The organism is Streptomyces sp. NPDC004284 (genome assembly GCF_042874035.1).
GTDB lineage: Bacteria > Actinomycetota > Actinomycetes > Streptomycetales > Streptomycetaceae > Streptomyces.
Window position 1 is genome coordinate 219,944 of sequence record NZ_JBIAMJ010000012.1, and the last position, 14,639, is coordinate 234,582.

The following is a 14,639-nucleotide window of genomic DNA, read 5'->3' on the forward strand; positions in this document are numbered from 1 at the left end:
CGCCGTTCAGTCCCAGGGCTCGGTCTGCACGACCACCGTCGTCCCACCGGCCGCGGCCGTCACCGTCGCCCCGTCGGCCACCGTGGTACCGGCTGCCAGCGCCGCACCCGCGATGACCGCCGCGACCGCCACGACTGCCTTGATCAGACGCCCGTTCTCCATGTCCCCACTCCCTCTCACCCCTCGCCCACCGGACTCCGGCCCCTTGCCGGTCCGTTCCCGGGCGACTCGCTCTGACATCGACAGACGTTAGGAGAACGGGTCTTCGAGTCCTTATCGGTCCGTTATCCCTTCCCCTTCTCTGCCCCTCCGACCTGCGGAAAAGGGCGCGGCCCCCGGCGGGGGAAGCCGGGGGCCGCGTGTGCGGGAACGGTTCGGAGCGGTCGGGGCGGGATCGGTCAGAACTTCAGGGTCCAGTTGTCGAGCGTGCCGGAGGAGCCGGCCGAGATGTCCTCGACCCGGAGCTTCCACACCCCGCTCGCCGGGGAGGCGGAGGCGTCCACCGTGTAGATCTGCTGGATCACGCCGTTGCCCTCCTCCTCCACGGACTCCTTGACCAGGTACACCTTGCCGTCCGGGGCGACGAGGTGGACGTCGAGGTCACCGCGCCAGGTGTGGGTGGCGTGCAGGTACACCTGGAGGTTCTTCGGCGCGTTGCCCGCGATGCCGGTGACGGTGACCGGGACCTCGACGGTGCCCGGGTCCGGGACCGCGTGCGGGGTCTGCACCTCGTACGCGGGGAACGTCATCGACCAGGCGTTGAGGGTGCCGACGGAGCCGGGGGACGGGTCGGAGACCTTCAGCGTCCACTTGCCGTCCGCCGGGGAGGCGGAGGCGTCCACCCGGTAGGTCTCGCGGAGCACCCCGCCGTTCTCGGTGGCGGCGGTGGAGGTCGAACGCAGCGGGTAGGTCCGGCCGTCGGGGGAGACCAGGTCGATCCGGACGTCGCCGCGCCACTCGTGGGTGATGTCCACGGCGACCTGGAGGGCGGCCGGGGCCTTGCCGCCGATGCCGTCCACCGTGAGGTCGGAGGTGACCGATCCGCCGTCCGGGACGCTGAGGTTGCCGGTCATGGCGAAGGGGGTGGGGAAGTTCAGCGACCAGCCGAGGAGGGTGCCCTTGCCGCCGGCGGAGGCGTCCGTGATCTGCAGCTTCCAGGTGCCGGAGGCGGGGGAGGCGGAGGCGTCGACGGTGAAGCCGCCGAGCGCGCCGCCCGTCTCGGTGGCGGAGGTGGACTTCAGGCGGTAGAGCCGCCCGTCGGGGGCCACCAGGTCGATCTTGAGGTCACCGCGCCAGTCGTGCCTGCCCTCCAGCTCGACCCGGAGCGCCTTGGGCGCGTTGCCCGGGACGCCGGTGACGGTCAGCGGGGCCTCCAGGGTTCCCGGGTCCGGGATGATCCGGTCGGTGTCGTCGAAGACCTGGGAGGGACGCGGCCGGGCGGCCGGCGCCGGCTCCGGGGCGACCGCGCCGAGGACGGCCTTGCCGACGTCGATCCGGGGGGTGACGGCACCGGTGTACGTGATCGGCGTGCCGGTGGTGCCCAGCTTCGCCACCAGGTTCGCGATGCTCTCCGCCGGGTACTTCTGGCGCAGTACCGCCAGGGCCCCCGTCACGTGCGGGGCCGCCATCGAGGTGCCGTTCTTCGCCGCGTAGCCGTTGCCCGGGACCGAGGACACCACGGCCGTGCCGGGGGCCATCACGTCCAGCAGCGGGCCGCGGTTGCTGAACGAGGCCACCTGGTCGTCGTCGGTCGTCGCGCCGACCGTCACCGCCGACGGGACACAGCCGGGGGCGTTGACCGCGTCGCCGTACCCGTTGTTGCCGGCCGCGACGACCGTCGCCACGCCCACCGAGTACAGGCTGTCGATCACGGACTTCCGGGGGTCGGTGTCGCAGGCCGTGGTCCAACGGCCGGCGCCCAGCGACATGTTGGCCGCCACGATGTCCATGCCGGACTGCTTCAGCGCGTACACCTTCTCCAGCGCCTTGATCTGAGAGCTGGTGAAGCTCAGCACGCAGGGGCTGTTGCCCGCGCCGCAGTAGTCGTCGGAGTCGAAGCGGGAGAACACCTGCATCGCCACGATGTTCGCGCCCGGGGCCACCCCGCGCTTGGGGGCGCCGCTCAGGCCGGTGCCGTCGCCGGCGGCTATGCCCGCCACGTGGGTGCCGTGGGAGCAGGCCGCGCCCAGTTCCGCGCAGCCGCCGGTGTCGGCGTCGGCGCTGCCGGTGCCCTCCTGAGAGGCCTCGCCGTTCGGGCAGAGGCTGGTCGCGCCGTAACTCTCGTCGTTCACCGAGAAGCACGCCTCGGCCGTCACCCGGCCGCCCAGGAAGGGATGGTTCTTCGCGACACCGGTGTCGATCACCGCGACCGCGGTGCCCGCGCCGGTGGCACCGGCGGCGAAGGCCTTGTCCGCGCCGATCCGGACCGTCGACTCGTCCAGCATCGCGGGGACCGGGACGTCCTCCGTCACGCTCACCACGTCCGGGTTGGAGCGGAGTTCGGTGAGCCCCGCCTGGTTCACCGTGAGGGTGACCATCGGCAGCCGGTCGTACGCCACCTCCGTCTCCCCTGCCGTGGCGGCCGTGGCCACGTCGGAGCGGGTCTGGGTCACCACGTTCACCCGGACCGTGCCGCCGTCCGCGGTCCCGGTCTCCAGTGCCGGGTCCACCGGGACCTCGTCGGCCGCCGCCGCGGGGGTCACGCCGACCAGGGGCGCCAGGCCCGCCGGCAGTGCGCCGAGCAGCAGGCCCGAGGCCATCGCGACGGCCACAGCAGATCTCTTCACGACAGGCTCCAGGGAGTAGGCACCGAGCGGGCGGTGCCGCGGCGGTAGAGAAGGAAAGAAGGGGGGAGGGCAACTCGCTCATGAGGCCCGCGAGTTCAGGGCCGGAAGTTCAAGGGGGCGGGGCCGGGTGGTCAGGCCCCGGGGCGGGGACCGGGCAGCAGCTTCGGTCGCTCAGCTGCCCGGTTCCCCTGCGGTCGCGCGGCCCGTCAGGTGGCGTTGGCGCCGTTCTTCGGGCTGCCGAAGTAGAAGACACCGAGGTAGTACGAGTACGCGGTGGAGCGGCAGGCGCTCTTCCAGAAGTACGCCGGGCAGGTGTTGTAGTAGAGCATGTTGTAGAACGCGACGTCGGTCGCGATGCCCTTGTTGCGGTCCAGGTAGTAGCGGTAGCCCTTGTAGCTGTTGCCGATGGTGCCGTAGCCGTAGTCGTGCGAGTCACAGGCGGTACGGAAGTCCCAGCCGCCGGGCTTGTCGGAGGAGTCGGTGCAGTGGTCCTCGAAGATGCCCATGACCCAGGCGCCGGTCGGGGTCCTCTTCCAGCTCGGGTTGTGCCAGCCGTAGTGGGCGACCTTGGTCGCGCAGCCGCTGTACTGGTACCACATCCACGTCTCGGGGCGGGAGCAGTAGCTCGGGTAGGCCTGCGCCGAGGTGATCTCGCCGGGGCCGAAGTCCTCGGAGGCCGGGGCGATGCCCTCCTCCTGGGCCAGGCTGGGAGCGCCCTGGACGGCGCTGCCGGCCTCCGGGCGGATGCCGGTGGTCTCGACCGACTGCGGGGCGGCCGCGTCACCGGAGTAGGTCAGCTGCCAGGACGCGCCGTCCTCGGCGGAGGCGGTGACCACCCGGTCCGAGGCGTCGTAGCTGTAGGTGTTGAGCTGGCTGCCCGCCGCCGGGTCGACGACCTTGCGGAGCAGGCCGGAGCCGTCGTACGAGTAGCGGGCCAGGGTCTGCACGGTCTGGCCGACGGTGACGGTGATGTCCTTGACCTGGCCGGCGACGTCGCCGAGGGTCTGGCCGGAGGCCGTGGTGGCGGTCGCGTAGTTGACCTTCACCGTCTGCGCGGGGACGTCGGCGCGCGCCGGGTCCTTGACGGTGGAGACGCGGCCGGTGCTGTCGTAGGTGACCGTCGTCTGCTTGTAGGCGGTGTTGCCGACCGCCGTCACCCGCCAGTTGTCGCCGCTGCCGCCGACCTGCTTCCAGGTGTAGGACGGCTTGAGGGCGGCGGCCGCGATCGGGTTGCCGGCGGAGTCCACCGGCACGTCGTCGCCGGAGGCGACCTGGGTGAGGTCGATGTTGAGGGTCTCGGTGACCGTGGTCTTCAGCACGCCCGCGAGGTCGTCCCACTGCACGTTCTCCACCAGCGTGGAGCCGTCGGACGCCTTGTAGGTGTTGATGCTGCCGCCGTTGGCGCCGGCCACCGAGTCGGTGAGGTCGTAGCGGACGGACTCGGCGGTGTCCAGGTCGGTGGTGGTGATCGAACCGGAGCCGGGGACCAGCTTGCGGTTCAGCTGGCCGCCGACGAACTCGGCCTCCCAGCTCGGACCGAAGACCCCGAGGTCGGAGCGGGTGGTCGGGGCGTCCTGGGCCTGGGCCAGGCCCGGCCCGGTGCCGTCCACCGTGTGGGAGCGGCTCATCAGGCCGTACGCCACGTCGTTCTCGGATATCTGGAAGGTGTCGTCGGCCGACTGGTACATGCCCGGGCCGATCAGCTGGGTCTCCCCGGTCTCCAGCGCCGGGGAGGGGATCTCCTCGGCGACCGCGGACTGCGGGAGCAGCAGGGCCAGTGACACTGCCGCCACTGCGGGCAGCGCGATTCTTCGCACGTTCGGTTCCTTCGGGTCACCGGCGGCATACGGTCCGGACCCTCGCGGCCGGCCCCTGTCTCGCCTGTTCGAACCGGTCGTTCTCGGCCGGCAACGAGAAACCTAGGAACCCGCCCCTTCGATCCGTTATGCCTCCGCCATCGCCCCGCCCGATGCCGCTCCGATGGCATCCGGTTGCCCGTACGGTGACGCCCTCGGACGATCCTCCGGTGCCCCGCCGCCCCGCGCCGACTCGGACCCTTCGACCCCCCATCGAGAAGGAGGGGCTGAAGCCGGGCGACCTCCTGATGCAGGGGGAGCGGGGACCTCGCCGGTCCGTGATCCGGCGGCGGTGGCCCGGAAGGAAGAGCTCACCCGTACGAGTTCGGTTCCCGGCTGCAGCTGTGACGCTCTGCCCACTCCTGCGGACCGCGAGGGTCGACGCCGTCGAGTCGGTCCCCGGCACCGATCCCGATCGGGCCGGCTTCACGGCCGCTCTGGAGTCGGTCCGAGACCAAGCCGTCGGCGCACGTGAGGAGACGGGCAGGCGACCGGTCTCGTCGGCGGGACAGGCCCGGCAGCCCTTGGCTCTCCCGGCTCGACGCCACCCTCGTCGTCCTTCGGTCCTGTCGCGGCGCATGTCCGGTGGTACTGGACCTCGAGCGGATCTCGCCGAAGTCGGAGTGCCCGTGGCCTCGGGCCGATCACGCCGAGCCGGTGGTCACCGATTCCGGTCTCCAGGCGTGAACGGGCCGGTCGCGGGGGCTACGCACTTGTCGACGACGGTCTCCTCGCCGGCCGCCGAGCCCTCCAGGCAGAGTCGCCCGCCCTTCTCGCGCAGGTCGAGGAAGAACCGTGTGGTCGCACCGGACTGCTTCAGGTCATGGATGCGCTCGTCGGCGTAGCCGAGGTCGTGCAGGATCGTCCTGACCTTCGTGGGGGTGGGATCCGCCAGATCCAAGAGGGCCTCGGCGATGCGCTGCTCGTGCTGGTTGCCCGCGCACCAGTCACGCGCGTTCAGCTCCACTTCCGGTCCCGCCGTGGGCGCGACCGGCACGACCGCGTCGGCCCGCGGCTCCGCGCCGGGCGGTGCCGGTGCCGGTGTCGGCGGCGCCACGGGCGGGGCACCCGGAGGGGGGCACGACTGCTCGATGTACTCCTGGATCTCCGCGAGGGTCGGCGCAGGCTGCCGGCTTCCCCCGGCCTCCGCGCGCACGGCCTGCTCTGCACCGGTGGTCGTCTTCTCGGTGCCGCACGCCCCCAGTGCCAGCACGGCGAAGGCCGTGATGGCCAGGGTGAGTCCCGGTCGGCGCGAGGAGCGGGCGAACAGACCGGTCGAGGCAGGGATTCGTCTCATGTGCACAGCCTCTGATCAACCCGTCCCCCTGCGCGTGAGTACGCATACTCACGCGGTCGGGGACAGGCACTCAACCCGATGAGACACGACCGAGCTCCAGCGAGCCGCGCGAGGAACAGCGTCTGTGGGACCACGCCCTCGACAGGACCCACACCCAGGTCGTCACGGCGATCCTGCACCCCGAGGAACGCGACGTCTTCTCAGTCCCCGATGGCCTTGTGACCGACTCGACCTCATCCGGGATCGCCGACTGCCGGCGCCGGCGTACAAGCCGCATCAGAAGAACAGCGGAGGAACCCGCCCGCCGGGTTCCTCCGCCGCCCAGAAAGATCAGCCCAGCGGCTGCACCCGCCAGCCGGGCCGCACTCGGCACCTGGCTCGCCGCTCCCTCACCGCACCCCGCCCTGACGGCCGACAAGTCGACCACCACCCGGCGTTGACGTAGCCATACGAGAACAGGGGCCCCACACCGCGGCCCACCATCCAAGAAGAGCTGAGGAGATCCTGCACCGCCTCGACGACGCCGGCCTGCTCGACCTGTCCCACGCCGTTCTCGACTCCGCCCGTGTCAGGGCGAAAAAGGGGGCGACCTCACCGGTCCGAGCCCCGTGGACCGGGGCAAGCCGGGTTCCAAGACGCACGTCCTGTCGGACGCGAACGGCCTGCCCCTCCTCGTCGGCCTCTCGGCCGCCAACACCCGTGACAGCCAGGCCCTGAGGCCCATGATCATGGGCCTCCAAACGAAACACGACTCCTATCGAGGCCGTCACTTCAAGCCCCAGCGCCTGCACGCCGACAAGGCCTACGACATTCCTGAGCTGCGGAAATGGCTCTGCGGAAAGCGCATCGGTGTCCGCATCGCCCGCAAAGGCATCGAGTGCGGCGAACGACTCGGGCGCCGCAGGTGGGTGATCGAGCGGACCATGTCCTGGCTGACCGGCTACCGCCGGCTCAACCACCGCTACGGGCGCCAGCCCCGCAACTACCTGGCCTTCCTCGGCCTCGCCGCAGCCGTCTGCTGCTACAAGCGACTTGTCCGCCTCACCACATAGGACACGATCTTAATTCGCGACCTATGCCACCTATATCTATGAGATAGACGTACCGCGTAAAAGGGGTTTGGTGAAACCGAGTTCGCCTGGGAAGCGTGAAGGGTGGCAGGACGGAAGGGCTACTGTCTGCCCTCGGTGATCATGAAGTTCAGGGGAGGGGCGCTCGCGTGTGGGATCTGCGGGAGGACGATCCACGGAAGGTGGGTTCGTTCCGGATCGTTGCACGGCTGGGTAGCGGCGGGATGGGGACGGTCTACCTGGCCGAGAGGGAGGGTCGGGATGGCCAGGTCGCGGTCAAGATGATCCGGAGCGACCACGCTCAGGAGGAGGGCTTCCGACGCCGGTTCGAGCGGGAGGCGACCGCGGCCAGCTCCGTGAGGAGCCCGTACACCGTCCGCGTGATCAGCTTCGATACGCAGGCCCCTGAGCCGTGGATCGCCACGGAGTACGTCGAGGGCCTGTCCCTGCGGGACCACGTCCTGAGCCGAGGTCCTCTGGGTGTGGGTGATGCTGTAGAACTTGCCCTCGGACTCACCTTCGGCTTGGCCTCAATCCACCGGGCGGGGCTGGTGCATCGAGACCTCAAGCCCGGGAACATCCTGCTCACCGAGAAGGGGCCCAAGGTAATCGACTTCGGGCTTGCCTATGCCACGGACTTCAGCCACGCCACGCATACCGGCGTAGTGCTGGGAACGCCAGGATATTTCTCTCCTGAACAGGTTCAGGGGAATCCGGTCAGCTCGGCCTCGGACATTTTCTCCCTCGGGGCTGTCCTGACTTTCGCTTCCTCCGGAGACCACGCTTTCCGGGGCGCCACCCCTCTTACTGCCCAGTACCACGTGGTCCATGAGGACCCGAAACTCGCAGGCGTCCCTGAAGAGCTGCAGGATCTAATTGCTGCTTGCATGGCCAAGGAGCCGCAAGAACGCCCACCCATCAATGTGATCCTCGCGCAGTTGACTTCCCTACGCTCCTACGGGCACAAGAGAGGCGGGGGCGGCCCCCGGCGAACATCTCCCCACCCAGTCGCCGCCTCCACGGCTGGAACCCCAGCCGCGAGCGCGCCCCCTCGAAGATGGCTTGCCCTCACCGCCTCGGCTGCGGCCCTGCTGGCCACCGGAGCGCTTGCCGGCCCCTGGATCTTCCCTGGCTACGGTCCTGACCGTGGGGCTTCCTCCGCCAGCCCCACACGCACTCCTGCGTGGCCCGCCCATACCCCGGCCCCGGCTTCTGTACCGGACGACCTTCCTCCGGATTACGACCCCGAAGAAGGCGCCCTCGTCTCGGGGTACGAGAAGTACAAATATAACCTTCTGACGTTCAGTTACTTTCGGGGGGAGTGTGTTCTGGATGGAGCCTTGAATCCAGAGGACGGGATGGCTGTCCGAAACTCCGGAGAATATGAGATTTTTGTGCATCCGCTGGAACGTCGCGGTGGTCAGATTTCTCTCGCGAGCATCTCGGTGAAGAGTAATCAATCCGAGCCCAAGGAGGAGGCGATGGAGATCCGCGTATACAACCCCAAGGGGAAGGCGTTTGTCATCCCTGTGCCGAAGGGGAAGCGGGAGTGGACTTTTCGGTGGCCTGACGCGCTGACGGCGGAAAGGGCTTTGGATAAGGAAGAGTCGATTCAATCGCAACTTATGGAAGGCCCTTACATGATCTTGCTTGTCCATGGATGGGCCAGGGCGTGCAGCGGTTTGACAGGAAACCCTAAGGCGAATCGGCTAGGGAGTCCGTAGGGCGTGCCCCGCGACGGGGGAGTCGGGCTTAGAGGATGTCTCACGTGGTGAGTTTCGCGAGCCTCTTGTAGCAGGTCAGAGCTGCGGCGAGGCCGAGGAAGTGGCTGCCTTTTCGTTCGTGCCGGACGGTGAGGCGGCGGTAGCCGAAGAGCCAGGAGATCGACCGCTCGATCTTCCAGCGGTGCCGGCCGAGCCGCTCGCCCGACTCGATACCGGGTCGGGCGATGCGCGCGACGAGGTTTCGGCTGCGGAGTCAGCGGAGGTGCTCTGCGGAGTAGTACGCCTTGTCCGCCCGGACCGTTACCGGCTTCCTCCGACGTGGTCCGTGCCGGGAACGGACGGCGGGGACACCGAGAATCAACGGCTTGAACGCCTGACTGCCGTGCAGGTTGGCGCCGGACACCGCGACAGTCAGCGGCAGGCCCTGAGCCTCGGACAACACATGTAGTTTGCTGCCCTTCTCGCAGCGATCGACCGGATTCGGCCCGGTCAGCGAGCCCCCCTTTTCGCCCGCACCGACGCGGCATCGACGATCGCGGACGTCCAGTCCAGCCCGCCCCTGGCGCCGAGCTCGTCCAGCACCGCCCGGTGCAGCCTGCGCCACAGCCCGGCCTCGGTCCACGCGGTGAACCGGCGGTGTGCGGTGGCCGGCGAGACCCCGAACGGAGCCGGAGCCGGGGCTGGCCGGGTTGGGGAGCGTCCTTGGAGAAGGCGTGCGGAAAGAGGGCTGTTTCGCTCGCGTCCCGCCTGTCCACTCTGTTCTGAGTCTTGGAGTTCATCTTGCGGGCAGCCGCGGTGGCCGTCTGCCGGAAGTGGCCGCTCCGCCACAGGGCTCGGGCCCTGTTCCAGGCCCACGGGTGCATGGTTGCCGCGCTGAGCTGCGGTGCGTCGTCCGCCGGGCCGCTCGCGGATCTCCGCGTCCCGTTGAAGAGCGACATCGGCTCGCTGGGCGGCTTTTCGGTGTTGGGGCCAGTGGTTCAGCAGCTTGTTGTTCTCGGGCGGGACACTGGTGCGCCACGTGGGTAGGACCCGGTCCAGGATCTTCGCTCTTGGCTGTTTCGTGGGAGTAAGCCGTGGAGGCGAGGCCCGGACTCCCGGTAGCACCAGGGGAATTAGCCGAGTGCATCTTTTTCGCCGTCCGGAGGCGTGTCAGCAGCGTGCTCACCGGCGGAACTCCATTGGCGTTGACGACGACTCGGACGAGGACGAGGACTAGGACGACGCCGACGCGGTCACGCGTGTTGTGCGTACGCCGAACGGCGCACGGCTCGCTGACCTGGCTGGTCCCGTCATTCGGGTAGGGGTACTTCGAGGGTTTCGCGTACATGACCAGGAGGCGGTGCTGAATGCGGTCAGGAGCGCGGGCTGGGAGCCCCAGTCGAACGACGGCTCCGAGAGCGAGGACTCCCAGGACGTCGGCGGGGCCGTCATGCGGCTTGGGGAGGGCGACAGCGAGATCGAGGGCGCGGACACCGTCGCAGAGGCATCCCAGGGCCTGAGGCTGCGTACCGAGAAGGGGTACGAGGTCGCCGACTGGGGTGAGGGAGCTGTGGTACTCGGCGGCTGTCCGCCGAGGTGAGCCGGGGAGGCCGTCCATCGGGGAGGAGGCTCCGGACTTCGCGGCCGGCCTCCAGTGGCGCCGCCGGTTCGCCAAGGCCGCCGACGACCTCGCCGGTGATCTGGAACGAGGGCAGTGGCCGGAGCTCATCTGCACGGTCGAGGAACTCGTCCTTCACCTCGCCATCCGTGACGCCGCCGACCGCGAGGCTGATGCTCTGCAATGCTCGCTTCGACGGAATCGAGGACCCGGACGGTGAGACGAACCAGCGCATGGGCATCGGCGGTATCCGCGCCGCGGCCTGGTTCGAACCGTTCCTGAACGTCCAGGCGCGAGATCTCCGTCGCGGGTTCCGCCGCTGACCTGTAGGCGGTGCGGCAGAGGAGCCTGACAGAGATCGCTCAGGCGGTCGGGCTCCTCTGGCGGACCGGGAGGGAGTACGTGGTGCCCTCGGGGCTGGCGTAGCGAATCCACCTGGGTGCAGTGGCCACGGCCCGTCCCTTCTGCTCCCGCGCACTTGTACGGGATGTCGTTCACGTGCCGGAGGCTGGTTCCGGGAAGCAGCCCTCAGGGTGGGGGGTCGATGGTGCTCGCTTGCCTGCGGTGTGGCGTCCCAGTGGTGCAGCGAGGTGACGGAGTCGACGCAGTCGGTGGCGGTCCGCTGGTCGTTCCGGATCGAATGCGTCTCGGTGCCACATGTATCCCGTCACGTAGGGGAGTTACTGGGGCGTGGGCGTTTCCGGGATGGGGAGGCGCGGCGATACAGTCCGGCAGGAGCTGGGCCGGCGACCAGGGGAGGGGCCGACGTGTTGGAGGTCGTGGCGCTCAGTGCGCTGACCACGTTCCTGCTGGGGGTGGGGAACGGGGCCGCCGGCGAGATCGGCAAGAACCTGACCCTGTCGGCGGGGGCTCTGGTGCGGCGGACGCTCGGGCGGGAGACGCCGTTGCCGGCCGGTGCGGAGGAGCGTCGGGCGCTGGCGGGACGCGTGCACGCGCGGTTGGGCCGCGATCCGCGGCGGGCCGATGAATGGGCGCTCATGCTGGAGGGCGTGCCGGGCGGGGCCGTCGAACCGTCCCGGGGTGCGATGCCCCCGGCCCCGTGGGCGTTCACCAACCAGGAGAAGGCGCTCAAACAGCTGGTGAGGGAGGCCGACCGTCCCTGGGAGGGCCGCCCCCGGGTGGTCCTGCTGTCGGGTCCCGCGGGCAGCGGCTCCACGTCGGTGGCGCTGCGGCTGGCGGCGGAGACGCGCGACCGGTTTCCCGACGGGCAGTACTACGTCGATCTGCGCACCGCGTCCGGAGAGACCGGACCGGAACCGGCGGGCGTCCTGCTGCGACTGCTGCACGAGATGGACGTGGATCCCGACCTGATCCCGGCCACCGAGGCGGGTCGCGAGCGGCTGTACCGGAAGCTCACCGCGGAGCGGAAGGCGCTCGTGGTGATCGACCACACGACCTCGCTGGCGCAGGTCCGCGCTCTCGTACCGTCGACGCCCGATGTCCTGCTGGTGGTGGTCGTGTCCGGACCGCCGTTGCTGCTGGAGGCCGAGCGCGTCGCCGTACCGCCGCTGTCCGACCGGCACGCGAAGCAGCTCGTGCGGAAGGTGGCCGGGCCGGAGTACGCCGCGCGGGTCAAGGCGCAGCTGCCCGAGGTGCTGGAACGCTGCCAGGGCAACGCGTTCGCCCTTCACGCGGAGGCACGGTTGTTGACCCGGGACGAGCCCGAGTCCGCATCCGAGGACCGGCCCGAGTCGTGGCCGGACCACCCTGTACGCACCGCCGCGCACCTCGCGTCGCTCCGGCTCGGCCCGGAGGCGCTGCGTCTGTGCCGGCTCACGGCGCTCGGCGCCTGGCCGTCCATCAGCGCCACGATCGCGGCGGCCGCCGCTGATGTCCATGAGGTGACGGCGGCCCGCCTGCTGGACGAGGCAGTGGATGTCGGACTTCTGGACGCGCTGCCCGACCTGCGGTACCGCTTCCGGCCCGAGATCAGGAGGCACCTGGCCGAGACCGCTGCCGCCGAGTACGGCCTCGGAGCGTGTGCGGACGCCGTGGACCGGATGCTCGAAGCGCTGCTCACGCTGGTGCTGCCCGCGTCCCGTGCGGCCCTGCCGGAGAGCTGGCGGACCGAGGTGCCGGGGGAGTACCGGGCTGCTTCCGGATCCGTCCCCGACGGCATCGCGGTCCTGGCCGCCGAGGCCGCCAACGTGGCACGGGCGGTCGTCGTGGCCGAGGAGCACCGGCGGACCGGCACCGCCCTGTGGCTGGCCCGTTCCCTGTGGCCGTTGCAGTTGAAGGCGGGGTACTGGGACGAGGTGCTTCCGGCGCTTCGGGACGCGGCGCGGTGTGCCGAGGAGAGCCGCGCGGACGAGCGGATGACGGCGGCCCTCCACTTCCAGTTGGCCCACTGTCTGGGGGAGACGGGGCGTGGGGAGCAGGCGAACAGGGCGGCCCGGACGGCCGTCACGTACGAACGGGCCGCCGGTCACCTCCGGGGCGAGGCGTCGGCCGTGGAGCTGCTGGGCCTGCTGAACCTCAACCGGTGGGCGTACGAGGAGGCGTACGACAGGTTCGCCGAGGCCGAGTCCGTCTACCGGAGGATCGGCCCGGGCGAGGAAGGCGTGTCCGACCTCCCCCGGGCCCTCGCCCTGATCAAGCGCCATCAAGGACGGGCCCTGCGCGGCATGGACCGGCTGGACGAGTCCCGACGCTGCCTGAACCGTGCCGTGGACTTCTTCGCGGGACGCACCGGAGCACCACCGGAGGCGTACAACCAGGCCCGTTCCCTCACGGACCTGGCGGAGACCCTCCACGACGCCGGCGACGACACGGCTGCTCTGGCCAGGATCACCGAGGCCGAGGCGCTGCTGCCTTCCTCCGCCACCCCGCACCGTGCCTACCTCGCCGGTCTGCGGCGGCGGTGCGAGCCGGGCCCCGCCCGGTAACTCAGCCGATCGCCTCCACGCGGAACGGATGGACGCCGCCGGCACTGTGCATCCGGAGCACGAGTCCGCGTCCGGGGAACGTGCCGCCGTACGCCAGCCAGACGTGGAAGGCGGAGGCGTAAGCGGCCGGGTCCGCGTCCGCCCCGGCGCCGGTGTCGGCGGACAGGCGGAACGTGCCGTGCCGCCCCCGGCTGCGTACGACGCAGGTGTGCGGTCCCGTCACGTACACGGCCGTCGAGCAGTGAGGATGCAGGCGCAGCACCTCGGCGGTCCACGCGCTGGGGCCGCCCAGACGAGGATCCTCCGCCGGCCCGTCGCGCAGGATCACGTCCGCCACGTCGAGGTCGCCCGGATGCCGCGTCTCCTCGTGCACGGCGAGGTGCGTGTCGCCGGCCGCCCCTGCGGGATGCCCGGCGGACCGTTCGACGACGATGTCCTTCTCCTCCACACGGGTCCGTACGTGCAGTGGGGACGTCACCTTCCCCGGGCGGTACGGAGGGAGCGGGAGCGGCTCCAGGGACGCGGGCCCGAGCGGCTCGGGAAGGTCCATCAGCGCGTAGAAGTGCCGGCGCAGCAGCTCGGCCGATCGCCCCGGCTCCGAGGTGATGAACCCGGCGAGGGCGGGATCCGGACGAGGGGCGCTGGTCCTGCGCTCCACTTGAGGAAGCAGCGGAGCGCGGGGGTCGAGTCGGGGCGCACGACGGACGAACTCCGCGAGCGGTGCCTCGGGATCGAGCAGGCCCGCCCCGTCGGCGGCCAGAAGCACGGGCGTGCCCAGGGCGGCGGCGTAGTAGGAGACCGCGCCGAAGTCCCCGAGGACGAGGTCGGCAGCGAGCAGGGCCTGCCGCCACTCGTGGACGGGGTCGATGAGCGTCAGCCCGTCGCGCTGAGCCCGGTCCAGCCACGCCCGGATCTGGCCCGGGCCGTGTCCGTACCAGATGTTCGGATGGAGGACGGCGGCCAGACGGTAGTCGTCAGCCGGCAGCTCCACGGCGAGCCGCGGCAGCAGCGACGGCAGGACGTCCTGCCCGCCCCCGCTGCCGAAGAACCCCTCGGGGTTCCAGGTCGAGTTCAGGACGACGAGCCGCTGCCCCCGGCGCACCCCCAACGCGCGGCGGAATCTGTCCCGGTACGGACGCGCCGCGAGCATGCGGTCGAAGCAGGGGTCCCCGGCCAGTACGGCCGAGGGCACCGCCTCCGCGCAGACCCGCATGAGGCGTTCCAGCTGCTCGGGGTGGGAGAGGACGAGCCCATCGACGAACGGCTCTCCGCCGGACAGGAGCCACTCCGGCGACAGCCCGAACGTCGGCTCCCGGCTCCCGGCTCCCGGCTCCCGGCTCCCGGCTCCCGGCTCCCGGCTCCCGGCTCCCGGCTCCCGGCTCCCGGCTCCCGGCTCCCGGCTC

General features: G+C 70.4%; 10 protein-coding genes and 2 pseudogenes. 5 read left to right on the top strand and 7 right to left on the bottom strand.

The genetic code is table 11. The features are described 5' to 3' along the window. Positions 1–6: 6 nt before the first annotated feature. The 4 genes from ACFYUS_RS27795 to ACFYUS_RS27810 all read right to left on the bottom strand — a co-directional run bounded on the left by ACFYUS_RS27795 (position 7) and on the right by ACFYUS_RS27810 (position 5,939). Positions 7–162 (bottom strand): hypothetical protein, encoded by a 156-nt coding sequence (locus tag ACFYUS_RS27795; RefSeq protein ID WP_388857647.1) that lies wholly within the window; start codon positions 160–162, stop codon positions 7–9. Positions 163–398: 236 nt separating this feature from the next. Beyond that, positions 399–2,786 carry a proprotein convertase P-domain-containing protein gene (locus tag ACFYUS_RS27800; protein WP_388857650.1) on the bottom strand — a complete coding sequence of 796 codons (2,388 nt, stop codon included), beginning with the start codon at positions 2,784–2,786 and terminating at the stop codon, positions 399–401. A 206-nt stretch (positions 2,787–2,992) separates the two neighbouring features. After that, the gene (locus ACFYUS_RS27805; RefSeq protein ID WP_388857653.1) at positions 2,993–4,603 is read right to left on the bottom strand and encodes a phospholipase A2; all 1,611 of its coding nucleotides are present in this window, start codon (positions 4,601–4,603) and stop codon (positions 2,993–2,995) included. Between the two features lie 700 nt (positions 4,604–5,303). Then, on the bottom strand, positions 5,304–5,939 hold the full coding sequence (locus ACFYUS_RS27810) for a hypothetical protein (protein ID WP_388857656.1): 636 nt from the start codon (positions 5,937–5,939) through the stop codon (positions 5,304–5,306). A gap of 486 nt (positions 5,940–6,425) precedes the next feature. Between ACFYUS_RS27810 and ACFYUS_RS27815 the strand changes: the two are divergent. Both ACFYUS_RS27815 and ACFYUS_RS27820 read left to right on the top strand, forming a co-directional pair. Then, positions 6,426–6,991: pseudogene (locus ACFYUS_RS27815) on the top strand (IS5 family transposase); the annotation flags it as partial. Positions 6,992–7,158: 167 nt separating this feature from the next. Further along, a complete protein-coding gene (locus ACFYUS_RS27820; RefSeq protein ID WP_388857659.1) occupies positions 7,159–8,733 on the top strand; it encodes a serine/threonine protein kinase in 1,575 nt (524 codons plus the stop codon). A 253-nt stretch (positions 8,734–8,986) separates the two neighbouring features. Here ACFYUS_RS27820 and ACFYUS_RS27825 read toward each other — a convergent pair whose 3' ends face one another. Both ACFYUS_RS27825 and ACFYUS_RS27830 read right to left on the bottom strand, forming a co-directional pair. Then, positions 8,987–9,355 carry a transposase gene (locus ACFYUS_RS27825; RefSeq protein ID WP_388857662.1) on the bottom strand — a complete coding sequence of 123 codons (369 nt, stop codon included), beginning with the start codon at positions 9,353–9,355 and terminating at the stop codon, positions 8,987–8,989. A gap of 79 nt (positions 9,356–9,434) precedes the next feature. Continuing rightward, a pseudogene (locus ACFYUS_RS27830) lies at positions 9,435–9,671 on the bottom strand (TIGR02391 family protein); the annotation flags it as partial. Between the two features lie 401 nt (positions 9,672–10,072). On the opposite strand from ACFYUS_RS27830, the gene ACFYUS_RS27835 reads away from it, so the two are divergent. The 3 genes from ACFYUS_RS27835 (at position 10,073) to ACFYUS_RS27845 (ending at position 13,236) form a co-directional block, all read left to right on the top strand. After that, positions 10,073–10,312, top strand: coding sequence for a hypothetical protein (locus tag ACFYUS_RS27835; RefSeq protein ID WP_388857665.1), 240 nt, complete (start codon positions 10,073–10,075; stop codon positions 10,310–10,312). Between the two features lie 167 nt (positions 10,313–10,479). Next, positions 10,480–10,653, top strand: a complete 174-nt coding sequence (locus ACFYUS_RS27840) for a hypothetical protein (protein ID WP_388857668.1) — start codon at positions 10,480–10,482, stop codon at positions 10,651–10,653. Between the two features lie 444 nt (positions 10,654–11,097). After that, on the top strand, positions 11,098–13,236 hold the full coding sequence (locus ACFYUS_RS27845; protein ID WP_388857671.1) for an ATP-binding protein: 2,139 nt from the start codon (positions 11,098–11,100) through the stop codon (positions 13,234–13,236). Between the two features lies 1 nt (position 13,237). Here ACFYUS_RS27845 and ACFYUS_RS27850 read toward each other — a convergent pair. Further along, the coding region (locus ACFYUS_RS27850) for a hypothetical protein (RefSeq protein ID WP_388857673.1) at positions 13,238–14,639 on the bottom strand (1,402 nt) is incomplete at its 5' end.